This is a genomic window from Nocardia sp. NPDC058518 (assembly GCF_042719655.1).
In the GTDB taxonomy this organism is placed as follows: Bacteria; Actinomycetota; Actinomycetes; order Mycobacteriales; family Mycobacteriaceae; genus Nocardia.
The window spans coordinates 289,626-312,230 of sequence record NZ_JBHXNJ010000003.1 but is presented as its reverse complement, the minus strand read 5'-3'; the positions used below and the strand labels follow the sequence as shown (position 1 = coordinate 312,230).

General features: G+C 66.9%; 18 protein-coding genes. 12 read left to right on the top strand and 6 right to left on the bottom strand.

What is annotated here, in order from left to right:
* Window positions 1-161 precede the first annotated feature (161 nt).
* Window positions 162-2,267 (top strand): MMPL family transporter, encoded by a 2,106-nt coding sequence (locus tag ACFWPX_RS08505; RefSeq protein ID WP_378926968.1) that lies wholly within the window; start codon window positions 162-164, stop codon window positions 2,265-2,267.
* A gap of 12 nt (window positions 2,268-2,279) precedes the next feature.
* Here the strand turns inward: ACFWPX_RS08505 and ACFWPX_RS08500 are convergent, their stop codons facing one another.
* On the bottom strand, window positions 2,280-3,263 hold the full coding sequence (locus ACFWPX_RS08500) for a TauD/TfdA family dioxygenase (RefSeq protein WP_378926847.1): 984 nt from the start codon (window positions 3,261-3,263) through the stop codon (window positions 2,280-2,282).
* A gap of 31 nt (window positions 3,264-3,294) precedes the next feature.
* The gene (locus ACFWPX_RS08495; protein ID WP_378926846.1) at window positions 3,295-4,407 is read right to left on the bottom strand and encodes a hypothetical protein; all 1,113 of its coding nucleotides are present in this window, start codon (window positions 4,405-4,407) and stop codon (window positions 3,295-3,297) included.
* Window positions 4,408-4,561: 154 nt separating this feature from the next.
* On the opposite strand from ACFWPX_RS08495, the gene ACFWPX_RS08490 reads away from it, so the two are divergent.
* Window positions 4,562-5,752, top strand: coding sequence for an acyl-CoA dehydrogenase family protein (locus ACFWPX_RS08490; protein ID WP_378926845.1), 1,191 nt, complete (start codon window positions 4,562-4,564; stop codon window positions 5,750-5,752).
* 536 nt (window positions 5,753-6,288) lie between these two features.
* Window positions 6,289-7,785, top strand: coding sequence for a flavin-containing monooxygenase (locus tag ACFWPX_RS08485; protein ID WP_378926844.1), 1,497 nt, complete (start codon window positions 6,289-6,291; stop codon window positions 7,783-7,785).
* 21 nt (window positions 7,786-7,806) lie between these two features.
* Here the strand turns inward: ACFWPX_RS08485 and ACFWPX_RS08480 are convergent, their stop codons facing one another.
* Complete coding sequence (locus tag ACFWPX_RS08480; RefSeq protein WP_378926843.1) at window positions 7,807-8,673, bottom strand: SDR family oxidoreductase; 867 nt, start codon at window positions 8,671-8,673, stop codon at window positions 7,807-7,809.
* 62 nt (window positions 8,674-8,735) lie between these two features.
* On the opposite strand from ACFWPX_RS08480, the gene ACFWPX_RS08475 reads away from it, so the two are divergent.
* Entirely contained in the window at window positions 8,736-9,458 is a 723-nt protein-coding gene (locus tag ACFWPX_RS08475; RefSeq protein WP_378926842.1) for a PaaX domain-containing protein, C- domain protein, read from the top strand.
* 48 nt (window positions 9,459-9,506) lie between these two features.
* On the opposite strand, the gene ACFWPX_RS08470 is transcribed toward ACFWPX_RS08475, so the two are convergent.
* A complete protein-coding gene (locus ACFWPX_RS08470) occupies window positions 9,507-10,787 on the bottom strand; it encodes a PucR family transcriptional regulator (protein ID WP_378926841.1) in 1,281 nt (426 codons plus the stop codon).
* 161 nt (window positions 10,788-10,948) lie between these two features.
* Between ACFWPX_RS08470 and ACFWPX_RS08465 the strand changes: the two genes are divergently transcribed.
* The 4 genes from ACFWPX_RS08465 to ACFWPX_RS08450 all read left to right on the top strand — a co-directional run bounded on the left by ACFWPX_RS08465 (window position 10,949) and on the right by ACFWPX_RS08450 (window position 16,241).
* Window positions 10,949-12,391, top strand: a complete 1,443-nt coding sequence (locus ACFWPX_RS08465; RefSeq protein WP_378926840.1) for a class I adenylate-forming enzyme family protein — start codon at window positions 10,949-10,951, stop codon at window positions 12,389-12,391.
* A 91-nt stretch (window positions 12,392-12,482) separates the two neighbouring features.
* On the top strand, window positions 12,483-14,294 hold the full coding sequence (locus ACFWPX_RS08460; protein ID WP_378926839.1) for a DUF3556 domain-containing protein: 1,812 nt from the start codon (window positions 12,483-12,485) through the stop codon (window positions 14,292-14,294).
* 41 nt (window positions 14,295-14,335) lie between these two features.
* Window positions 14,336-15,748, top strand: coding sequence for a phytoene desaturase family protein (locus ACFWPX_RS08455; protein WP_378926838.1), 1,413 nt, complete (start codon window positions 14,336-14,338; stop codon window positions 15,746-15,748).
* A 175-nt stretch (window positions 15,749-15,923) separates the two neighbouring features.
* Entirely contained in the window at window positions 15,924-16,241 is a 318-nt protein-coding gene (locus tag ACFWPX_RS08450; protein WP_378918026.1) for a GYD domain-containing protein, read from the top strand.
* A 380-nt stretch (window positions 16,242-16,621) separates the two neighbouring features.
* Here the strand turns inward: ACFWPX_RS08450 and ACFWPX_RS08445 are convergent, their stop codons facing one another.
* Window positions 16,622-17,197, bottom strand: coding sequence for a DUF6968 family protein (locus ACFWPX_RS08445; protein WP_378926837.1), 576 nt, complete (start codon window positions 17,195-17,197; stop codon window positions 16,622-16,624).
* Window positions 17,198-17,417: 220 nt separating this feature from the next.
* Window positions 17,418-18,467 carry an Lrp/AsnC family transcriptional regulator gene (locus ACFWPX_RS08440; RefSeq protein ID WP_378926836.1) on the bottom strand — a complete coding sequence of 350 codons (1,050 nt, stop codon included), beginning with the start codon at window positions 18,465-18,467 and terminating at the stop codon, window positions 17,418-17,420.
* A 129-nt stretch (window positions 18,468-18,596) separates the two neighbouring features.
* Here ACFWPX_RS08440 and ACFWPX_RS08435 point away from each other — a divergent pair, with 129 nt between their 5' ends.
* From ACFWPX_RS08435 to ACFWPX_RS08420, 4 genes are all read left to right on the top strand, one after another.
* On the top strand, window positions 18,597-19,481 hold the full coding sequence (locus ACFWPX_RS08435; RefSeq protein WP_378926834.1) for an SDR family NAD(P)-dependent oxidoreductase: 885 nt from the start codon (window positions 18,597-18,599) through the stop codon (window positions 19,479-19,481).
* Window positions 19,482-19,531: 50 nt separating this feature from the next.
* The gene (locus ACFWPX_RS08430) at window positions 19,532-20,395 is read left to right on the top strand and encodes a haloalkane dehalogenase (RefSeq protein WP_378926832.1); all 864 of its coding nucleotides are present in this window, start codon (window positions 19,532-19,534) and stop codon (window positions 20,393-20,395) included.
* Between the two features lie 112 nt (window positions 20,396-20,507).
* The gene (locus ACFWPX_RS08425; protein WP_378926831.1) at window positions 20,508-21,152 is read left to right on the top strand and encodes a TetR/AcrR family transcriptional regulator; all 645 of its coding nucleotides are present in this window, start codon (window positions 20,508-20,510) and stop codon (window positions 21,150-21,152) included.
* 227 nt (window positions 21,153-21,379) lie between these two features.
* Entirely contained in the window at window positions 21,380-22,585 is a 1,206-nt protein-coding gene (locus ACFWPX_RS08420) for a lipid-transfer protein (RefSeq protein ID WP_378926830.1), read from the top strand.
* Window positions 22,586-22,605 lie beyond the last annotated feature (20 nt).

Below are 22,605 nucleotides of genomic sequence, written 5' to 3'. Positions count from 1 at the left end.
CGAGCTATCTCGGTTTCCAACTCCGACCGGCCGACGGCTGGTTCCGGGTCGGTGGTGTCGTCACCCACGCGCGATCTCCTCTCTCTGCCAGACAGCGAGCTTAGCTGCCGAAACTGTCGGCATTGCCGAATACTTAAGTTTCTGAAATAGTTTTCCGCGTGATGCGAGTGAACTCCGGAAACGGATGGGACAGCTTCGCCGGGCTGGTCACCGGTCGGCGATCGTGGGCGGTGCTGCTGGTTGTCGTCGCGGCAGCCATGGCGGTGATGGCACTGGCGGGCAGCAACGACAGCGCGGGCCAGGCGCCGGTGTCATTGCCGCGGTCGGCGGAATCCGCCTCGGCGGCCGAGGCCGCCGCACGGTTTCCCGATGCCGGAACGGCCGCCGCGATCATGGTGGTCACGCGCACCGACGACGGCACACTGGCACCCGGCGATCTCGCGGCGATGGACGCGGCGCTCGCCCGCGCCGGCGTGCCGTCAACCGAGAGCGCCCGGGTGATCCTGGCTCCCGACGGGCGCGCCGCGCTCGCCCAGATTCCGGTGTCCGCGCAGCTCAACGGCTTCGCGCTCACCGACCGGATCGGCGAACTGCGCGCCGCCGTCGCCACCGACCTACCCGATACGCTGCGCGTGCAGATCACCGGCGGACCGGCTTTCGGCGCCGACATCGCCGACTCCTTCTCCGGTGCGAACGCGCTGTTGCTGATCGTCACCGCGATCGTGGTGATGGCCTTGCTCATCGTCACCTATCGATCGCCGGTGCTGTGGTTGGTGCCGTTGACGGTGGTCGGTCTCGCCGACCGCGTCGCCACCAGCGTCGGCACACTGCTGGCCGAGCTCACCGGCCTCACTTTCGACGGTTCGACTTCGGGCATCACCAGCGTTCTGGTCTTCGGAGCGGGAACGAATTACGCACTGCTGCTGGTGTCGCGCTACCGCGACGAACTGCATCGCCACACCGACCACCGAGCGGCGTTGCGCGCCGCGGTGCGTCACGCCGCGCCCGCCATCGTCGCCAGCAATGTCACCGTGGTCCTTGCCCTGCTGACCCTGTTGCTCGCACTGCTGCCCAACACCCGCAGCCTCGGCGCGTTCGCAGCGGCCGGCCTCCTGGTGGCGCTGATCTTCGTGCTCGCCGCGTTGCCGCCCATGCTGGCACTGTGCGGGCGGCGGGTCTTCTGGCCGTTCGTGCCGCGCGCGGACGGTCGCGACGCGGCCGAGCAGGGCGTCTGGGCGGTCGTCGCGAAGCGGGTGGTGCGGCGACCGGCCGTGGTCGCCGGGGCGGCTTCGGCGGTGCTGATCGTGTTCGCGACCGGGCTCGCGGCCACCGACATCGGGCTTTCGCAAACCGAGCAGTTCCGGGTCGAGGCCGAGTCGGTCGATGGGCTGGAGACGATGGCCGAACACTTCCCGTCCGGCTCGTCGGATCCGGCCGTGGTGATCGCGCGGAGCACGACCACCGCACAGATACAGTCGGCACTCGATGGCGTACAGGGCATTTCGCGCGCCACGGCAGGCGCGGTATCCGCTGACGGTTCGACACGGTGGTCGGTTGTGCTGGACGCCGCGCCGGGCTCGGCGGAAGCGTTCACCACCATCGCCGCGATCAGGACCGCGGTCGGCGCGGTCCCCGGCGCCGAGGCCCTCGTCGGCGGTTCCGACGCCGAAGCACTCGACATCCGAGACGCTGCCCGCCGAGACCAGGCGCTGGTCATTCCGCTGATCCTCGCCGTCGTGCTGCTGGTGTTGCTGGCACTGCTGCGCGCGGTGCCTGCCGCCGTGCTGCTCGTCGGCGTCACGGTTCTCAGCGCGCTCGCCGCGCTCGGTGCGGGCAGCTGGATCAGTGGCTCGGTCTTCGGCTTCCCCGCGCTGGACACGAACGTGCCGCTGTTCGGCTTCCTGTTCCTGGTCGCGCTGGGTGTGGATTACACGATCTTCCTGGTGACCAGGGCGCGCGAGGAGGCGGGCGCGCACGGTACCACCCAGGGGATGGTGCGCGCCGTCGCCTCGACCGGCGCCGTCATCACCAGCGCCGGTGTCGTCCTCGCCGCGGTGTTCTGCGTTCTCGGTGTGCTGCCGTTGATCACCCTGACCCAGCTGGGCATCGTGGTCGGGATCGGCATCCTGCTCGATACGTTCGTCGTCCGGACGTTGGTCGTCCCGGCACTGTTCGCACTACTCGGCGACAAGGTGTGGTGGCCGGCATCGCCCACGAAAGCCTCAGCGGCGCAGCCTGTTACGACCGAGACGGCGGCTATGGATTGATCGTGGAGAAGGTCATCGGGTGAGGACGTATCCGTCGTCCGGTCGGTGGTCGCGGGAGCGGCGCAGGTCGGTGACGGCGAACGTGCGCTGTACCCAGCGGTCCGCGCCGTCGTAGCGAGGCCGGAAGGCGGTGCGGCCGTGGACAGTGACCCGATTGTCGATGATGGCCAGGTCGCCAGGGGTGAGCACCGTGGTGCGGGCGACCGAGTCGCAGGCTCGGCCGAATTCGGTCAGCGCTGCCTCGGCGCGCGGGGTCAGCGCGGTAGTGGCGATCGTGGCCATCCGGATATCGGGGTCGTCGACCGCACCCGACAGCAGCGGCTGCGGTGAGCGTACGGCGTTGTCGGAAGGGAACGACGGTGGTGGTGCCGTAACGAATTCCGGTGCGAACAGCGTTTCCCGGGCCGCTGTGCTGAGCAAGGGCAGTGCTCGGCGCAGACACGCGGTCCGCAGACCGGCGATCCGATCGTGGTCGCCGCGCAAGCACAGCAGCAGCACATAGTCGGGTTCGTGCAGGTGGAAGGCGTTCTCGTTGTGGAAGGTCAGCAACACCGAACCGGCGTTCCCGGAGAAGGTTTCCTTGCCACGCACCGGTACCACGTCCTGCACGAGGGCGCCGGACTTCTCGGCCAGATACGCGATCGGGTCGCCGAGCCCGCAGGCGATCATGGTGAGTACGGCGGCGGAGACCACCGCGGCACGCTGCACCGAGTCCGCTGTCGATGGTGTGTCGGGCAACCTCATTTCGTCCACCGGCAGGCCGCGGATCACCAGCGATCCCAGTGGTCCCGAGTGCCGACGGAACTGCCGAACGCCGCGACGCAGCCTCAGCGGTAACGCATCCGAGGAGTACCGGGCGCGCGCGACCCACGCTGGGTCGTCCACCCGGTCCTGCTCTCCGGAACACAGCGCACGAGCGAGTTGATCGATCTCGGAGGTATCAGCTGGAGTCAACTCCAGGTCTGCGATATCGACGGTGTCAGTGATTTCGTGCATCGACGCTCTCCCGGTTCAGCACATCTGCTTCTCATCCGTGCCGCAGGGCGGACACGGCGTTGGCGATGTAGTGATCGCCGAACCGGATCAGCGGTGCGTACTGCGCGGCCCGCCGATGGCGCATCAGCCGGAGCTCACCGACGGCATTGTCCGGGCCGGTGGGCAACTGCGCGATGGAACGGCGCAGCCGCACCATGGAGTAGGCGAGCGTGACATGACGTTCGCTGTCGACGAGGTCGGCCTCGAGGAGGGCGTCGCGGGCGGCGGCGAGCTCCGGATCGCGGGCCGAGAGCGCATCGTAGGAGTCCGGCACCACGGCGAGCAGGTCCTTCATCGCGCTGCGGAAGATCTTGTAGCCGCGATGCTGCCGCCCGCTCAAGGGGATCGACACCTCCGGTGGCTGCATGCTGGGGCGAACGGCGGCCATGTAGTAGTCCACCGGGATCGTGCTGGCGTGGGTCATCGCCGCCGGGAAGCCACGCACGTAGGTGGTCGCATGGTCGAGCCGGTCCAGCGCGGCCTCGGTCGCGCCGTGGCGGAGATGGTGCGCGGCATCGGTCACCGCGATGGCCGCGCAGATGTTGAACAGGACGTGCACCTGATGCCCGACCAGCCACCGGGCCGTCCACTCGCTCTCCAGCGAAACACCTTCCACCGCAGCGGGAACGGGGAGGGCATCGGTCGGCCCGTCGGCCTCCGCGGCACCGGTGAGGTCGAGCACGGCCTGCCGCATGCCCGCGACCTCCACCGCCAGATCCGCACCGGACAGCGGGGCCCTGCACAGGTCCGCCACACCGCGATGGATGACCATTGCACCGTGCAGTGCCGCCTGCTGGTCGGACAGCTCCACCTCACGGACCCGGAAGAACGACTGACTCACCGATTCCGCGGGCAGATCCTCACCGACGACCGGTGGCGCCTCGGCGGCCAGAGCGTCGACCATCTCGCCCACAGCGGCCACCCCTCGCTGCAACGCGGGCGTGCGCTCGACCGGACCGGCGTGGGTCGGCACCTCCGCCAGCGCACCCGCGGTCCGCGTCGCCGCGGCCCGGACCGCAGCGCTCAGGCTCGCGACGGTTCCCCCGTCCCGCACCGTCCGGAACACTGCTACTGGCGGACGCTGGATGACAACCGAGGTGTCCATGCTCCGAGAATATCCGCGCTCGAACCTCTTCGGTTGGCATTCGGGAGAGCGAATTATGTTGACTACCTTGTAATTACGAGTCCGTACGGTTTCGCCGTGGTTGGCTGTTCTCGTATCCCGAGGCATAGCGCGGCGCGCTGCGTATCCTGGTCGAATGATCTCCGCGGCCATCGCGGCGGTGATCGAATCCCGGTGGAGCGGAGGGCAGTTCGTGATCAGCGCGCAAGTCGGTTCGTCGCGGGAGTCGGGTGAGCAGGAGATCCTGGATCGGGTGGCCGAACTGGCGGTGGGATTCGCCGCCGACGCGGCCGACTACGACGAGCGGGCCGAGATTCCGGTCGCGGAGTTGACCGCGCTGCACGATGCGCAGGTCGATCGGGCGGTGCTGCCTCGACGGCTCGGTGGGCTGGGATTGAGCTATCAGTCGTTCGGGACAGTGGTCCGGATTCTGGCGAAGGCCGATCCGTCCACGGCGACGATCTGGGTGATGCACGCCGGCGCGGGCGTCGCATTGGCGGAGTTGACCGCCGATTCGGCGGGGACGTTCTTCGCCGAGGAGTTCCTCGCGGGTAAGCGGTTCGCCAACGCATTGTCCGAACCGGGCAGCGGGAACCGCTTCCTGCAGCCGCAGCAAGTGGCCGAACCCGTGGCGGGCGGCTGGTCGCTCACCGGCGCGAAACGGTTCGTCTCCGGTAGCGAGATCGCGGACTACCTACTGGTGAACGCGCTGGTCTCGGGGGCGCCGACGTTCTTCGGGGTGATCCCGGACGAGTCCGTTTCGATCATCCCGATCTGGGACACCCTCGGTTTGCGAGCGACCCGCAGTCAACTGCTGGCCTTCGACAACACCGTGTTGCGCGCCGAATACCGCGGTCGCGCACCGGGACCGGGTGATTTCGCGGTGATCCCGGCCGGGTTGCCCGCCATCTCCCTCGGCATCGCCGACGCGGCACTTGCCGCGTTGGTCGCACACGCGCGGTCGCGGATGATCCTTGGCAATCCGCTGGCCGACCAACAGTGGGTGCAACACGAGGTCGCCGACGTGCAGATCCGGCTCGCAGCCGCACACGCCCTCTACGACCAGGGTCTGCGCGAAGCCGACAACGCGAACCCTGCCTTCTTCTCCACCCTGTCACGGGCGAAGTATCTGGCGAACAAGGTCGCTGTGGATGTCGCGCAGCTGGGTGTGCGCGTGGGTGGAGCATCGGGTTATCTGCGTGGGTCACCGATTCAGCGGCACCTGCGCGACGCCGAGGCTGGGCAACTCATGGCGTACTCGACCGAGGTACTGGCCGGCGAAATCGGCCGAGAGGTACTCGGCGCCGATGCGCCGCCGAGTCCTTGATCGTGCGACCCAGGGTCGCCACCCTGCCCATTCGATTAGCGCACACAATAAGTCGTGCTAATCGCCTACGCGGATCGCGCACTTTCCGCTACAGACTTTAACCAAGTGCAATAGCCGCTGGATAACCTGATTCATTCGTTCCCGGTGGTGTGTCGAATCAGGAAGAACTACCGCGCCACGCCCGCGATCGCGGCGAGCGTCGATTCGTCGCGCCCCAGTTCTCATATCGCGCCCGAAATATGACGACACCCCGACTCGACCGACGGACACCTGTCGAACGAACCGATTGCTGAATGATTGCGCACATTCTCTTCGGATACCGGATCGGGTGTCTCCCCGCGAGCACGGGGAGACACCCGAAAAACAACTCTGCGCAGCGGTCGCCACCGCCCACAGAGCACATGCAGACAATTGGAGAACTCTGCGATGACCACAGTAGATGTACCTGTCGTTCTCGCGTGCCCCAATGAGGCACGCATGCCGATTTCCGCAGCCGCCGTCGGTGCCACGCGATCGGGCAGCGCCCAGGTGCGGCTTTGACCGGGCCCACGATCAAGCATGACGTTGTAGTCGTCGGGGCCGGGTTCGGCGGCCTCACCATGGCCGCGGAACTGAAGAAGGCCGGCGCGCGCGACTTCCTGATCCTCGAAGAAGGACCCGAGGTCGGCGGGGTGTGGCGGGAGAACACCTATCCGGGCTGTTCCTGCGACGTGCCCGCGCACCTGTACAGCTTCGCCTTCGACCCCTATCGAGATGTCCGGGTGCGTTATCCGGACCAGCAGGCGATCCTGACCTACATGCGGGAGGTCGCCGACCGTAACGGTTTGCGCGAGCATCTACGCTGCAACGCCTCCGTGGTGAGCGCCCATTACTCCGACACGGACCGCACCTGGACACTGTGTACCGGCACGGGGGACCTGATCCGCACCGACGCGGTCGTGTGGGCCCTCGGGCAGTTGCATCGACCCGCGATTCCGCAGTTGCGCGGAACGGAGATCTTCGGCGGACGTGCGTTCCACTCCGCGCGATGGGACCACACCGCCGACCTGAGCGGGCAGGTCGCGGTCGTGGGCACCGGTTCCTCAGCGGCACAGATGATTCCCGAGCTGGCCCGCACCGCGGCCGGTGTCACCGTGTATCAGCGGTCCCCGTCCTGGGTCCTGCCGAAACCGGCCGCGTCGTTCGGCCCGATATCGCGGTGGGCACTGACGCATGTCCCCGGTCTGCACGAGCTGTACCGGGCTGGGATCTCCCATGCTGCCGACATGGTGCTGGCACCGATCATGCGCGGCGGGTGGTCAGCGAGACCGGCCGAACTCGCTGCGCGGGGCCATCTTCGGCGGCACGTGCGCGATCGCGAGCTGCGCGCCGCACTCACCCCGGACTACCGGATCGGGGAGAAACGCATCCTCCTCGACAGCGGCTTCTATCCGGCGCTGACCCAGCCACACGTCGAACTGGTCACCGATCGCATCGATCGGCTCAGCCCGGACGGAATCCGCACCGTCGACGGCACCGAGCGCCGCGCCGATGTCATCGTGTGGGCCACCGGGTTCCGTGCGCCTGCGTTTCTCGGTGGGGTGCAGATCCGTGGCCGCGGTGGTCTGGACCTGCATGACCAGTGGCGGCGCCGAGGACGACCGACCGCCTTCTACGGTCTCGCGGTACCGGGCTTTCCGAATCTCTACATGATCGCAGGCCCGCATTCGTTCACCCCCTCGAACAGCAACCCCTCGCTCAAACAGCATCAGGCCCGGTACATCATGCGGTGCCTGGCCCTCAGCACCGGCTTGGGTGCACCGCTGGAGGTGACCGAGCGGGCAATGGCGACCTACCTCGATCGTCTGGATCATGCTCTCGCCCAGACCATCTGGTGCGGTGGTGTAGCGACGGCGTGGTGGAAGCGTGCAGATGGCACGATCACCAATGCGTGGCCTGGAACCGTCAGCGAGTTCGAAAATGCGATCACCGCAAGCGATCCATCCACTTCGTTCGCCAGCGTGGACGCGAACGCTGAAGCTCGGGGGGCGTGAGGGGTTTCAGGCGCTCGCCGTTCAGGCGGGATCGCGTTTCTGTGGCGGGTCGACGAAGATGTCGTATTCCAGATCGCCCGCACCACCGTAGGGCGAGAGATCGGTGATGCCTTCGGCGCGCAGCACGTCGACGTCGAGGAACGTGTTCCCGGTGACGGTCCGCGCGTCCTTGCGCAAGAGTGCCACCGCGGCATCGGCCATGATCTGCGGGGTGCGGGCTTTGGCGATCGCGTCGTCGCCGCCGAGCAGGTTCTGTACCGCCGCGGTGGCGATCAGAGTCTCGGGCCACAGGCAGTTGCCCGCGACGCCGTGCTCGGCGTATTCGGCGGCCCAGCCCAGGGTGAGCAGTGACATCCCGTATTTGGCGAGCATGTAGGCGGGGTAGGCGCCGAGCCATTCGGGTGCGAGATTCAGCGGCGGCGACAGGCTCAGGATGTGGGCATTGTCGCTGCGGCGCAGGTGCGGCAGGCACGCACTCGAGAGCAGGTAGGTGCCGCGCAGCTGGATCTGCTGCATCAGGTCGAATCGCTTGATCGGCAGCTCCTCGGTGGGGGCGAGGGCAATCGCCGAGGCGTTGTTCACGCAGTAGTCGATGCCGCCGAAACGCTCGACCGCGCGGGCCACCGCATCGGCTACCGATGTTTCGTCGCGCACGTCGCCGACCACGGCCAGCGCCTGCCCTCCGGCGGCTTCGATCTCGGCGGCGGCGGTGTGGATGGTGCCCGGCAGCCGGGGGTCGGGCGTATCGGTCTTGGCGAGCAGCACGATGTTGGCGCCTTCGCGGGCGGCGGCGACGGCGATCGCGAGCCCGATGCCGCGGCTGCCGCCCGACATGATCATGGTGCGCCCGGCCAGCGGGAACGAGGTGGTGGATGTGCTCGTTGTCATGCTGTGCGACGTTACAGTTGACCGACAGTCGTGGCAATAGTGAAATATGTAGACTCGGGTTCGTGAAATCCGCTGTTACCGGCTTCGACGCGCGGGTCCGCCCGGTGTCGGCTCGTTCGGCGGTGATCCGGATTCTGATAGCGGCTGATTCGCCCACGATGACCTCGAGCGAAATCTGTGCCGCTACCACCGCTGTCGGCTATCCGGAACCGGCTGTGCGTGTCGCGGTGTCGCGGATGGTGGCCGCGGGGGAGCTGGTCCGCGAACATCGCGCCTACACACTCGACCCCGCGTTGCGGGCGCGTCGGACCGAGCTCGCCGCGCCGCCTGTTCGTCTCTGGGACGGTGACTGGGAGCAGGTCGTCATCACCGCAGTCGGCCGCCCGTCGGCCGAGCGCGCGGCCCTGCGCGCGAGGCTGCTCTCGCTTCGTCTGGCCGAACTCCGCGAGGGAGTCTGGCTGCGGCCTGCCAACCTCGTCCGCGCGCTGCCCGCGGACCTGGCCACCACCACGACCCGGTTTCGACTTCGAGCCGTCGAGAATCCCGCCGAACTCACCGCTGCGCTGTGGCCGCTGACCGATTGGTCGGCGCGTGCTCACGCCCTGCTCGACGCCATCGAAAACCCTGACCCGGCAGCACGATTCGCTGTGGTGAGCGCCGCGCTCGACCTGCTCACCACCGACCCCGCCCTTCCTGAGGCGTTGCAACCCGAAGGCTGGCCGGTCGACGATCTCCGGGCGGAAACGTCGGCCTATCTCGCCTGGCTTCGGCAACTCGACCGGTAATCCCACGCGTAGGTGCCCGCCCGGCTATCTCGCGACCAGGGCGGGACGTCAGGTTGCGTCGTCCGCTTTCGCCTCGGCCGAGGGACGACGGCCTCGACGAAGGTTGTGCGGAGCCTCGGGGATGCCCAGTTGGGCGCAGGTCAGCAGGGCCACTTCGATGTCGAGCCTGCGCTCACCGAGCGGATATCCGAGTAGCTCTTCGGCTTTGCGCACCCGGTAGTGGACGGTGTTCTTGTGGACGTGTAGCCGAGCGGCGGCGTCGGTGTAGCTGCCGCGGGCGTCGAGGAAGGCGCGAACGGTCTCGCGCAGCCGTACGGCCGTCTCGTCGGTGCCCATCAGCGCGCCGAGGACGCGCCCTGCCCATACCTGCATCTCGGGTACCCTGTCGGCGAACAGGGCGGTCAACGCCACGTCGGAATGGACGGTGAGTCCATGGTCTCGCCTGGTCAGTGCGACCGCCCTGGCCTGCTGTGCGTCGCGGAAGGTCTGGCGGAATCCTTCGAGGCCGGTGGCCGGATCGCCCAGGGTGATCGACAGATTCGGATGGGCGCGCAGATCGAGGGCGAGCTGTTCGGTGTCGAGCACAGGTCGTGCCACCGAGGAGATCCACACCCACCGGTTGTGATCATCGACCTCGACGGTCATCGGCGTCTTGCCGGTCGCGGCCGCCAACAGGGCAGTGCCCGCGCGCAGGGACGCGCGAGGATCGCGGGTTCCGGGCGGCGTCCACAGCATCGCGAACTGGTGCCAGCCGCGCAGGGAAGCCGACAGCATCTGCTCGGCCGAGCCCACATCCAGATCGTCGGCGTCGACGACGGCGCGCACCTGCGCGGCGCGGGCGGCGTCGGTGCGCGCGTCCCAGCGGCGGCGCTCGTTCTCGTAGATGTCGATCAAGCCCTCGATCACCTGGTCGATATAGCTGTTGACCAGGTAGGCGATGCGCGCGGCGGTGGACAGCGCGACGTCGGTGGGCGGGTTCAGCTCGGACAGCAGGGCCATCGTCCACTGGATGAACATGTTCTCGCCGAGCCGATAGGCACGCAGCAGTGCCTCGAGCGCCAGGCCGTGCTGGGCGAAGCGGCGGGCGTACTCGGCGGCGGCCGGTGGGACGGTGATGTCGTCGAGGCCGATGGCCAGGGTGAGCATGTCCAGGATCGCGGCGAGGTTGGACTCGGTGCTGGCCACCATCAGTCTGCGGACTTCGTCGTCGTGCCGGAATTCGGGGATGACCTCGGTGAACATCGTGGTCATCGTCGGTGACAGGTGGTCCATGTCGGCCTTGATCCGGCCCGCCACCGCCCGCACGAGTGGATCGTTGTCGTGGGCCATGGCCGCAGACAGTACCCCCGGCATTCGGGTGCGTGGCGCGGTTTGTGCTCGTGGCACAACACGGCGGCGCAACGCTGGGTCGCGGGCCCGTAGTCGGCGCCGAATCCGCGTCCTACCGTGAGTGATGTAACCCAGATCACATTCACTATCGGTGAGGAATCATGCGACACATCGCGGAATTGCCCGAGGCCAGAGCGGCTGTCGACCCGCACGGGAACTGCATCGCCGACGACACCGACACACTGTCGAACGCGCAGTTCCGCGCTCGGGTCGACACCGCCGCCTCGGTCCTGCACCGCGCGGGAGTGCGGCCCGACGACGTCGTCGCGGTCGTGCTGCCCAACCGGGTGGACCTCGTGGTCGCCCTGTTCGCGGCCTGGCGGCTCGGCGCCGCGGTCACTCCCGTGAATCCCGGGCTCACCGACGACGACATCCGTTACCAGATCCAAGACTCGGGCGCCGAAGTAGTCATCGGCGAATCCGGCAGGGCCGCGGTCACTCTCGACGTCGCAGCGCTCTCGGAGCAGGCGGGCCCCGTCGCCGCAGCCACATCGGCCGACAGCCTGGCCCTGATCATCTACACCAGCGGCACCACGGGCAGGCCCAAGGGCGTGCTACTCGGCCACGAGAACCTCGCCGCCATGTGCGCGATGACCATCGACGCGATCGGTCTGAACGAGACCGACCACAGCCTGCTGATCCTGCCGCTGTTCCACGTCAACGGCATCGTGGTCAGTGTGCTGTCGCCACTGCTGGCGGGCGGGCGCGCCACCATCGCCGGGAAGTTCTCCGCCTCCGGGTTCTTCGACACGGTCGAAGGGGTCCGGCCCACCTATTTCTCCGCGGTGCCTGCCATCTACGCGATGCTGGTGGCTCAGCCCGAAGGTCCCAGCCCCGACAGTTCCTCGTTGCGCTTGGCGATCTGCGGTGCCGCGCCTATGCCCGCCGAGCTCATCGCCCGGTTCGAGCAGCGCTTCGGCGTGCCGATCGTCGAGGGTTACGGCTTGTCCGAGGGGACCTGCGCGTCGACCCTCAATCCGGCAGCGGGCCGACGGAAGCCGGGCACTGTCGGGCTGCCGCTGCCCGGCCAGACGGTGGCGATCATGGATGCCGACGGCTCGTTGCTGCCGCCCGGGGAACCCGGTGAGGTCGTCGTTCGCGGTGCGAATGTGATGCGCGGCTATCTCGGCAAGCCGACCGAAACGGCCGACACCGTGGTGGACGGCTGGCTGCACACCGGCGACGTCGGCTATTTCGACGACGACGGCTACCTGGTCCTGGTCGACCGGATCAAGGACATGATCATCCGCGCCGGCGAGAACCTGTACCCCAAGGAAATCGAGAACGCGCTCTACCGGCATCCGGCCGTCCACGAAGCCGCGGTGGTGGGTGTGCCCGATGTCGTACTGGGCGAGGTGCCGGTCGCCCACGTGGTGACCGCACCACAGGCCACGGTCACCGTCGAAGAGCTGACCGAACACTGCCGCGCCGAGCTCGCCGCGTTCAAAGTCCCCGCCGCGATCGTGTTGACCGAGGAGATGCCGCGCAATCCGGTCGGCAAGATCGACAAGAAGCAGCTGCGGGTCATGGCCGCACGCGCCTGAGCAGTTCTGCACCACAACCCGATTCGAACGAAAGACCACCTTTCGGTCGCGGTCACTCGCGCCCGGATGCAGGAAAGAAAGGGATCGAGCCATGGGATTCAAGACGGGAGATTTCCCGCCGGTGGACACCGAGACATTCTTGGATTTGCCACTACGCGAACGTATTCGAACATTGGCGCTGCACTGGGCGGAATACGGTTTCGGTACGCCGAAGATGATCCATACCGTGTATCTCGCGAAAGTGCTTGTGCTCTATATGATCGGCGGTGTCGCGATCGCGACGGCGACTTCGGGCACCGGTCCGTTCTGGGATGTGGCGCAGTGGTGGAACCAGCCGGTCGTCTACCAGAAGCTGGTCCTGTGGACGGTGCTGCTCGAAGCCGTCGGTGTGGCTGGCTCCTGGGGGCCGCTGGCGGGCAAGTTCAAGCCGATGACCGGCGGCATCCTGTATTTCGCCCGGTTGGGAAGCATCCGTTTGCGTCCGTGGCATCGGGTGCCGTTCACCAACGGTGACGCGCGCACCGTGGTCGATGTGGGCCTGTACCTCGGCTTTGTCGCCTCGCTGGTGATCGCTCTGGTAGCACCGGGCCGAACGACGGCTTCGCTGCTGGAAGTGCTGCCGGACAACACATCCGGGCTGGTCCGACCCGCACTGTTGATCGCGCCGATCGTGCTCTACATCCTGTGTGGGCTGCGGGACAAGACGATCTTCCTGTCGGCTCGCGGCGAACAGTACCTGCCCGCGCTGCTGTTCTTCGCGGTGCTGCCGTTCACCGACATGATCATCGCGGCCAAGCTGCTGATCGTGATCGTGTGGGTCGGCGCGGGAGTCTCCAAGTTCGGTAAGCACTTCACCAATGTGGTGCCTCCGATGGTGTCCAACAGCCCGGCCATGCCGTTCCGGTCGATCAAACGCGCCCACTACCGCGACTTCCCGCGCGATATCCGACCTTCACGGGTCGCTTCGTTCCTGGCCCACGTCGGTGGTACCGCCGTGGAGGTGGTCACCCCGATCGTGTTGCTGTTCTCGACGAACCACTGGCTGACCCTGGCCGGTGTCGCGATGATGGTGATCTTCCACCTGTTCATCACCTCCACCTTCCCGCTCGCGGTACCGCTGGAGTGGAACATCCTGTTCGCCTACCTCACCGTCTTCCTGTTCCTCGGCTTCCCGAATTCGGGCGGCTACGGCGTATTCGACATGTCGTCTCCGTGGCTGACGGTGGCGATAGCCGTCGGGCTCGCCTTCTTCCCCGTGCTGGGCAACCTGCGCCCCGATCTGGTGTCGTTCCTGCCGTCCATGCGCCAGTACGCAGGCAACTGGGCCTCGGCGCTGTGGGCATTCGCGCCGGGCGCGGAGGCGAAGCTGAACACCATCGCGCACCGCCCCGCCGACAACCAGGTCGACCAACTGCTGGCCATGGGATATCCGCCCGCGGTCGCCGAGATCACCATGCAGCAGACCATCGCCTGGCGTTCCATGCACAGTCAGGGCCGGGGTTTGTTCTCCCTGCTGTACAAGCACCTTCCCGACATCGATCGCTGGACCGTGCGCGAAGCCGAGTTCGCCTGCAACTCCCTGATCGGCTTCAACTTCGGCGACGGCCACCTGCACAACCTCGACCTGATCGACGCGGTCCAGGCACGGGTCGGGTTCGCTCCGGGAGAATGGATCGTTGTGTGGGTGGAGTCGCAACCGGTTCACAAGGGCACCCAGAAATACATGGTGGTCGACGCGGCGCTGGGCGTCATCGAACGCGGGACATGGGAGGTCGCCGATGCGGTAGCGGCGATGCCGTGGCTGCCGGACGGGCCCATTCCCCTCACGGTGACCTGGCGGCGTGAAGTCGTCGCCGGCACGGCCGACGCGCCGCACCAGGACGTGGTGGTTCGGGCCGAATAACTCGGCACCGCAGGAGATTCCGAACAAGGAAAGGAACGTCGATGACAACGGCGACAGTGGTCGGCAGTGGCCCCAACGGACTGGCCGCGGCTATCACCCTGGCTCTGGCGGGCGTAGAGGTGACGGTCCTCGAAGCGGCCGACACGATCGGTGGCGGCACCCGCTCGAGCGAGGCGATCCTGCCCGGTCTGCTGCACGACCACTGCTCGGCCATCCACCCGATGGCCGTGGGGTCGCCGTTCCTGCGGCGCGTCGACCTGGAACGGTACGGGTTGCGCTGGGCGTGGCCGGAACTCGACTGCGTCCATCCCCTCGACGACGGCACCGCCGGAGTGCTGCACCGCTCGGTCGCCGAGACCGCCACAGGCCTCGGCGCCGACGAACGACTCTGGCGCGCACTGTTCGAACGCCCGGTCGCGAACTACGACGAGATCGGCGCCGACATCATGCACCCCCTACTGCGGATTCCCCGGCACCCGGTCCACCTGGCGCGCTTCGGCATTCCGGCGACCGCGCCCGCCACGCTCCTGGCGCGAGCCTTCCGTGCCGAAACGGGACGGGCACTGTTCGGCGGCATCGCCGCACACGCCTTCCACCCCCTCGGGCGCCCGCTGAGCGCCAGCATCGGGCTGGGCATCCTGACCGCGGGACACCGATACGGCTGGGCGGTCGCGGTCGGCGGATCCCAGCGGATCGCCGACAGCATGGCCGCGGTACTGGCCGATCACGGCGGCAAGATCGAGACCGGCGTCCGAGTGCGCTCTCTCGCCGACATACCACCCTCCGATATCACCATCTGGGACCTCGCACCGACAGCGGTCGCGGAGATCCTCGGCGATCAGCTCCCCACGCGGATTGCCCGTGCCTACCGCCGGTTCCGCTACGGCCCCGGCGCTTTCAAGGTCGACTTCGCCGTCGACGGCGGTATCCCGTGGACGACCGAGGCCGCACGACGCGCGGGCACAGTGCACCTCGGCGGCTCCTTCGCCGAGGTCGCCGCGGGCGAACGCGACATCCACGCAGGCCGGATGCCGCAGCGCCCCTTCGTCCTGGTAGGCCAGCAATACCTCGCCGACCCGCAACGGTCCGCGGGCTCGGTACACCCGCTATGGACCTACGCGCACGTCCCCAACGGCTACACCGGTGACGCCACCGCAGCGATCATCGCCCAGATCGAACGCTTCGCACCAGGCTTCCGGGACCGCGTAGTCGGCCTGACCACCCGTTCCACCACAGAATTCGCCGACTACAACCCCAACTACGTCGGCGGAAACATCATGACCGGCGCCAAGAACATTCCACAGCTGCTGTTCGGCCCCCGAAAAACATTGCAGCCCTACGACATGGGCCTACCCGGCCACTATCTGTGCTCGGCGGCGACTCCACCCGGCCCCGGCGCGCACGGCATGTGCGGCGCCAACGCGGCCGACCGAGCAATGCGGCGGCTGCGCTGACGAGATCCTCCGGAACTCGACGGCTGCGGCGATCTGTCCCTCGGATCTCGGATATCGCCACAGTTACGTTGCAGCATCATTGCGACGACGGTGTTCGCGCTGGATGGTTCGGGGGGTGGTCGGCCCGTAGGGTCGGTCTCGCCGAGATCGCCCGGAACATAGGAGGCTGGTAGGTATGCCCAAATACATGTGGCGAGTCAGCTATCTCCAGGAGGGGGCGCAAGGCCTACTGGCGGAGGGCGGCAGCGCCCGCCGCGCGGCCATCACCGAAATGGTGGAGAGCGTGGGTGGTCGGGTAGAAGCGTGCTATTTCGCTTTCGGCGACGACGACCTGTTCGTCATCGGTGACGTCCCGGACGATGTCTCAGCCGCTGCGCTCGCGATTCGCACCGCGGCCGCCGGTGCGGCTGTGTCGCACACCGTGGGTCTGCTCACTCCTGAGCAGATCGACGAAGCGATAGCCAGAGACGTTACCTATCGGCCGCCTGCCTAGCTTCCACCGCTGATCGGCCAACGAAAATTCCTGTGGTACTTGCTATCAGAGGGGGCCGGCTCAGCGCGCTCATTCGAGTGAGGCTGGGCGCGGCTCCCAGGTACAGGAGGCCGCAGCGTCTACGCTGGAGCTCGCCCGCGCGACGTGGCGGCGGAGTGTGGGTGCACGGGGAAGGACTCGGGGGCCGCGGGGGTGGGGGGGGGGGGGGGGCGGGGTTTTTTTTAGACAACCCCCCCCAACCAGAGCCCCAAGCAGAGAAATGGCGGGGGGGGGGGGGGGGGGGGGGCGGGTGGGGCCCCGCTCGCCCGCAGCCCGTGGGGCGGCCCGCCCGCGAGTCGTGTTTTCAATACCCCACGGCATCCGAACTCGGACCAGAAGGATTACCTGCCGGTCGATGGGCTCGGCATGGGCCAGTCCAGCGGAATACCCAGGATCGCGCCCACACCGCGGATCGCCGACATCACAGCGTGCACCTCGCTCATTCCCTGCCCGAATGCTTCGGTGCGATCGTCGATCCGGAAGGGGCACAGATAGGTATACGGACGATCGGGGTCTTGGCGTGGCCGTCCGAGTGCGATCACCACCGGGCCTTCGGCGGTATGAACCGCCCGCGCCGCCAGATGTGGGCCGAACTCGCGGGCCTGCGCCGCGGATCCGGCGTAGGTGCCGACACGGGGCCGAGAACCTTCGGGTACTCGTGATCGGTCCGAGTCGGTCGGGCGGCCTACCGAGCCGGCTCGCGCCGCAGCGTTCGGGATATCGATCATCGCGGCGTAGATGGCGGCCAACCTGTCCGGACCGTGCGCTACGTGCGCCCGGGCACCTTCGACGCGGTAGGTACACCGCCAGCCTCGCGTCGTGTGGTCCTGCTGGGGTTCGGCGATTTCTATGCGCAACTCACGATCGCCGTCTCTGACGGTGCTGGCGATAGCTAACTCAACGGGTTCGCTGTTCATAGATCCTCCAAGATTTGGTCGCGCCGGCCGGTCGTCCACGACGAGCAGCAGTCGCGTCTTCTAGCAGTTGTCGAGCGCAGCACATCGGGTTGTCAGGTGGTCGAGATCCGCAAGGTGGACGGAGTTCGCTGTGCACAGAGCCATGGATGGGTGCGGTTGGCTTCGATGTGGCCTCACCGCTCCGCCGCACACGGTTCGATGAGCAAGATTCGAGCCGGCATCACGCCGATCGACCGGGAGTGATCGGGTCGGTGTGAAAAGGTGTCGGCACCCCGACTGTGGCCAGGCGCCGGCCCGCGGAGTCGAGACGGTGGCCGAATTGTTTGACGGTCCGATAGGTGATCGCGCGATCGTTGATGGTGAGATTCGGGATCGTCTGGGCGAGTTGGGCTTCGAGACGCTGACTGTCGGCGATGGAGTGCAGGTAGCTGACCAGCCAGATATTGCGAGGTCCGGCCAGCGCCAAACAGGTTCGGGTCTCGGGCCGATGACGTAGCTGCGCACCGATCTCGGCGAGGTCGCAGGCCGGGGCGCTACCCCAGTACACGGCGGTAACCGGCCAACCGGCCTGCGATCGTGCCAGTTCACAGCGCAGCGCCAGATGGCCGGACGTGGTCAGCGCGGCGACCCTGCGGCGCACCGTCGCAGGGCTTACCGACAATCGCTGGGCCAGTTCGGCGGCGGTCGATCGTCCGTCGGCGTGTAAGAGCTCGATGAGGCGGTAGTCCGGCGCCTGCAGAGGTTTGATGCGTGGTTCGCGAGCGGGCTGGTCTCGGTGTAATCGCGACAGCTGGGCGGGGTCGAGCACATCGAGTTTCCAGCCGCCACCCTCGGCGAGCAAATGGGTGACGACATTGCTGCGGATACCGGTGATCCCATCCAGGCCGCCCAACTGTCCGTGCACGTAGTCCGACATGGCCGCGAGATCGGAGGTGGCCACGACCACCAGCAGATCAGCGTTTCCGGCGATGTGCTCGATCGTGATCGCCTGGGTGTCGTCGGCGATCCGTGCCGCGACCATCTCGACCTGTCCGGGTGCGCAGTCGACCTCGACGAGCGCGGTGCACAGCGGCGCGGCCAGCAAAGGCGTCGGAGAGGTGCTCACCCAGACCCACCCGCCATCGGCGAGTCGCGACCACCGCCTCGCCACGGTGACCGGATCCACGCCTAGCACCGACCCCACCAGCTGCCAGGACGCGGCCGGATGAACCTGCAAGGCATGCACCAATTCGAGGTCAGTGTGATCGATAGTGACTGTTTCCTGCTTCATCAAGTGCAAATACTACTGAAACCTGCAAATTGTCAATCACTGTGCAGGCTCGGTCGAGCATTGATGTTCGGTCTACGGCCCGTCAGGTGCCAGGCACAACGAACCGTGTACGCACCCCAGGAGAGAGCCATGAGTTTCGAGGAAGTATCTGTCGACGGTCGAAACGTCGTGATCACCGGTGCCACCAACGGCATCGGCAAGGAAATGGCTCGTGCCTTGGCCCGCCGCGGCGCCGCGCTGACCATTCCGGCCCGCAATATTTCCAAGGCACGGGAGATCGCGAACGAACTGGCCGCCGAACCGGGTGCGACGTCGACGCCGCGAATCGTGTTGTGCGACATGGCAGACCTCGTATCGGTGCGCCGGGCCGCCGAAGAGATTCGCACGCAGCTCGGCGGCATCGACCTGCTGATCGCCAACGCCGGGGTGAACATGACCACGCCTGCGGTGACCGCCGAAGGGCTGGACACGATGATGGCCACCAACCATCTGGGTCCCTTTCTCTTGACCAACCTGTTGATGGATCAGCTCACCGACAGCGCGCGTGTCGTGGTCACCGCGTCGGAGGGGCACCGCCTGGCCGGGCGGATCGACTTCGACGGGCTCGGTGCACCCCGTGACTACGGACCACTGACATCACAGAAATGGTATGGGCAAACCAAACTGCTCAATATTCTGTTCACCCAGCACTTGGCACAACGTTTCGCCGAGAGCCGACTGGACCGCACTGCGAACTGTTTCTGTCCCGGGGTCAGCGACACCGGTGTGATGGGCGGGGGACGGGCCATGGCGAGAGTGATGCGCGCCGGCGTCGCGCTCGGTGTGGTCGGGTCGGCCGGCCGCGGTGCGGCTCTCGGCGTGCGACTTGCGCTCGATACCTCGCTCGCCACAACCAACGGCGCCTTCTTCACCAATACCCGCATGCTGCGCCGCGTTCCCAGCCGGGCGCTCCGTGACATCGCCCTGCGCGGCAAGGCCTGGGAGCGCTCGCTGGCGCTGGTCGGTCCGGTATGAAAGAGACAACCACGATTCCCATCGCGCCGAGTGCGCTCAGGAGGTCAGTGATGCCGAAGATCGATGTGCTCGACTCGTTCATGACATATACCGACACCGGCGAAGGGACTCCGGTGGTGTTCCTGCACGGAAATCCGACGTCGTCGTATATGTGGCGCAATGTCATTCCGCATGTCGGCGATCAGGTCCGCGCGTTGGCTCCTGATCTGATCGGCATGGGTGAGTCCGGTAAGCCGGCCATCGGATACCGCTTCGACGATCACACTCGCTACCTCGACGCCTGGTTCGACGCCATGGAACTGGACGAGGTCGTCATAGTCGGGCACGACTGGGGCGGGCCTCTCGGTGCGGACTGGGCGCGCAGGCATCCCCGCCGGATCCGGGGGATCGCGTTCCTGCAGGCGTTTCTACACCCGATCACCTGGGCGGACTTGGAGCCGGTCGCCGGATTGTTCCGCAAGTTCCGTGGTCCGGAGGGCGAGCAGATGATCCTGAAGGACAATATGTTCATCGAGGGCGTTCTACGGCAGACGACGCCGAGTCTCACCGAGGAAGACATGGCCGTGTTCCGGGCGCCGTATCCTGATCCGGAATCGCGGCAGCCGCTGCTGGAATGGCCGCGTGAGATTCCCGTCGAGGGTGAACCCGCCGATGTCGTCGACCGGGTTCTGCATTACGGCACCTGGCTTTCCGCGACACCGCAGGTGCCGAAGCTGATCCTGCACGTCGACGATGAGCCGGTCGGCACCTCCCCGCGGGAGCAGGCATGGATCCGTGACAACATCGCGTCGGTCGAGGTCGTCGGGGTCGGTCCCGGCGGTCACCATTCGCCGGAGGACCAGCCCGACACCATCGGGCAGGCGCTCGCCGACTGGCTGCGTGCGCACGGACTGAACGCGCCGAAGGGCGCCTGAATCGCCCGAGATGTCGTGGCCGACTCGCGAGCGACAACGATGCGGCGTCGTCGGGGCCGCAGGCTGATGTTGTCCGCGGGACCGGTCGGTCGGGGTTCCCTATGCTGGGTCTATGACGCGATCGACAGTTTCCCCGGTGCCGCGCCGCACGCAGGAGCAGCGCAGCCAGGAAATGCGGACCCGGCTGCAAGACGCCACGATCGATTGCCTGGTCGAATACGGCTACGCCGGTGCCACCACGCCGCGGATCGCCGAGCGTGCCGGGGTGACCCGTGGTGCGCAGGTTCACCACTTCGGTTCCAAGGCCGAGCTGATGACCGCTGCTATCAGTCGTCTCGCGCAGCGACGCATCGAGGCGGCCATGCAGGAGCTGGGCCGGATGCAGGTCTCGTCCGACTCCGTTGCGTCCGTGCTGGATTTTCTGTGGGAGCTGCATCAGGGTCCGCTGTTCATCGCTTCGGTCGAGCTGTGGGTTGCCAGCCGTACGGATCCGGCGTTGAGAACGGAACTGAAGAAGGTCGAGCCGTTCGTCAACAACGCTGTGCTGATGGGCTTGAGCCACCACACCCCGGATGAGGTGGATCGCAAGGACGCCGAGGCGTTCCTGTACACGGCGATGGACGCGCTGCGTGGCATCCTCCTCTCGGCGTTCGTCGACGACGATCCCGAGCGCGCGCACCGACGGTGGCTGCGCGCCTGCCGTCACCTGCACGGTGCTGCCGAGGCGGCGTTGTCAGGTCGGCCCGCGGCCGACTGACGCCGACATACACGGACGTCGACGTTGTCCGTTGACGTATTTACATACACACCGGAATGTATCTTAGAGACCTGCATTGACCAGGGTTTTTCTCATAGAAGCCGGTGGCAACTGCTCCTGGGGTTGTTTACATGCGTTCAGGGATGTATGTTTTGTGGCAGTTCGATCGGTACAGGTCGGAACATGCCGCAGGCGAGGTAGGCGTGCGGCCTGATGTGAGGAGTTCGATGACGAACAAGGTCTACGTCGTCGGTGTCGGCATGACGAAGTTCGAGAAGCCGGGCCGCCGCAAGAACGAGGACGGCAGCGACTGGGACTACCCGGATATGGCCCGTGAGTCGGGGACCAAGGCTCTCGCGGATGCCGGGATCGACTACCGCGAGGTGCAGCAGGCCTACGTGGGCTACGTGTACGGCGAGTCCACTTCGGGGCAGCGCGCGGTCTACGAGCTGGGAATGACCGGCATCCCGGTGGTCAACGTCAACAACAACTGTTCCACTGGATCGACCGCGCTCTACCTTGCGGCACAGGCGATCCGGGGCGGGCTGGCGGAGTGCACCCTGGCTCTGGGCTTCGAACGCATGAAGCCGGGTTCGCTGGAGTCGACCTGGGATGATCGCGAACAGCCGATGGGCAAGCACATCCTCGCGCTGGCCGAAATCTCCGAGGTGCTGTTCCCGGTGGCTCCGTGGATGTTCGGCGCCGCCGGTCGTGAGCACATGGTGAAGTACGGCACGACCGCCGAGCACTTCGCCAAGATCGGCTACAAGAACCACAAGCACTCGGTGAACAACCCGTTCTCGCAGTTCCAGGACGCGTATTCACTCGATGACATCCTGGGCTCGCGGATGATCTACGACCCGCTGACCAAGCTGCAGTGCTCGCCGACCTCGGACGGTTCCGGCGCGGTGATTCTGGCGAGCGAGGCGTTCGTGGATCAGCACGGGCTCGCGGGTCAGGCGGTCGAGATCGTCGGGCAGTCCATGACCACCGATTTCGCCTCCACCTTCGACGGGAGCGCCAAGAACCTCATCGGCTACGACATGAATGTCGCCGCCGCGCGCCAGGTGTACGACCAGGCCGGGCTGGGTCCGGAGGACTTCCAGGTCATCGAGCTGCACGACTGCTTCTCCGCCAACGAGCTGCTCACCTATGAGGCGCTCGGCCTGTGCGCCGAGGGCGAGGCCGGGAACCTGCTCGACAACAACCAGACCACCTATGGCGGCAAATGGGTCGTGAACCCCTCCGGCGGCCTGATCTCCAAGGGGCATCCGCTCGGCGCCACCGGTCTGGCGCAGTGCAGCGAGCTCACCTGGCAGCTGCGCGGCACCGCCGACAAGCGCCAGGTCGACAACGTCACCGCCGCGCTGCAGCACAACATCGGCCTCGGCGGGGCCGCCGTCGTCACGGCGTATCAGCGCGCCGAGCGCTGAACGACGTTCCGGCCTTCGCC

What these genes read in the sequence shown, in the direction of transcription:
- ACFWPX_RS08455 (WP_378926838.1), top strand. Translation starts at nt 14,336, where the DNA reads ATGACAACGGCGACAGTGGTCGGCAGTGGCCCCAACGGACTGGCCGCG.
- ACFWPX_RS08430 (WP_378926832.1), top strand. Translation starts at nt 19,532, where the DNA reads ATGCCGAAGATCGATGTGCTCGACTCGTTCATGACATATACCGACACC.
- ACFWPX_RS08445 (WP_378926837.1), bottom strand. Translation starts at nt 17,197, where the DNA reads ATGAACAGCGAACCCGTTGAGTTAGCTATCGCCAGCACCGTCAGAGAC.
- ACFWPX_RS08470 (WP_378926841.1), bottom strand. Translation starts at nt 10,787, where the DNA reads ATGGCCCACGACAACGATCCACTCGTGCGGGCGGTGGCGGGCCGGATC.
- ACFWPX_RS08490 (WP_378926845.1), top strand. Translation starts at nt 4,562, where the DNA reads ATGATCTCCGCGGCCATCGCGGCGGTGATCGAATCCCGGTGGAGCGGA.
- ACFWPX_RS08460 (WP_378926839.1), top strand. Translation starts at nt 12,483, where the DNA reads ATGGGATTCAAGACGGGAGATTTCCCGCCGGTGGACACCGAGACATTC.
- ACFWPX_RS08425 (WP_378926831.1), top strand. Translation starts at nt 20,508, where the DNA reads ATGACGCGATCGACAGTTTCCCCGGTGCCGCGCCGCACGCAGGAGCAG.
- ACFWPX_RS08465 (WP_378926840.1), top strand. Translation starts at nt 10,949, where the DNA reads ATGCGACACATCGCGGAATTGCCCGAGGCCAGAGCGGCTGTCGACCCG.
- ACFWPX_RS08495 (WP_378926846.1), bottom strand. Translation starts at nt 4,407, where the DNA reads ATGGACACCTCGGTTGTCATCCAGCGTCCGCCAGTAGCAGTGTTCCGG.
- ACFWPX_RS08440 (WP_378926836.1), bottom strand. Translation starts at nt 18,467, where the DNA reads ATGAAGCAGGAAACAGTCACTATCGATCACACTGACCTCGAATTGGTG.
- ACFWPX_RS08480 (WP_378926843.1), bottom strand. Translation starts at nt 8,673, where the DNA reads ATGACAACGAGCACATCCACCACCTCGTTCCCGCTGGCCGGGCGCACC.
- ACFWPX_RS08500 (WP_378926847.1), bottom strand. Translation starts at nt 3,263, where the DNA reads ATGCACGAAATCACTGACACCGTCGATATCGCAGACCTGGAGTTGACT.
- ACFWPX_RS08505 (WP_378926968.1), top strand. Translation starts at nt 162, where the DNA reads ATGCGAGTGAACTCCGGAAACGGATGGGACAGCTTCGCCGGGCTGGTC.
- ACFWPX_RS08435 (WP_378926834.1), top strand. Translation starts at nt 18,597, where the DNA reads ATGAGTTTCGAGGAAGTATCTGTCGACGGTCGAAACGTCGTGATCACC.
- ACFWPX_RS08420 (WP_378926830.1), top strand. Translation starts at nt 21,380, where the DNA reads ATGACGAACAAGGTCTACGTCGTCGGTGTCGGCATGACGAAGTTCGAG.
- ACFWPX_RS08450 (WP_378918026.1), top strand. Translation starts at nt 15,924, where the DNA reads ATGCCCAAATACATGTGGCGAGTCAGCTATCTCCAGGAGGGGGCGCAA.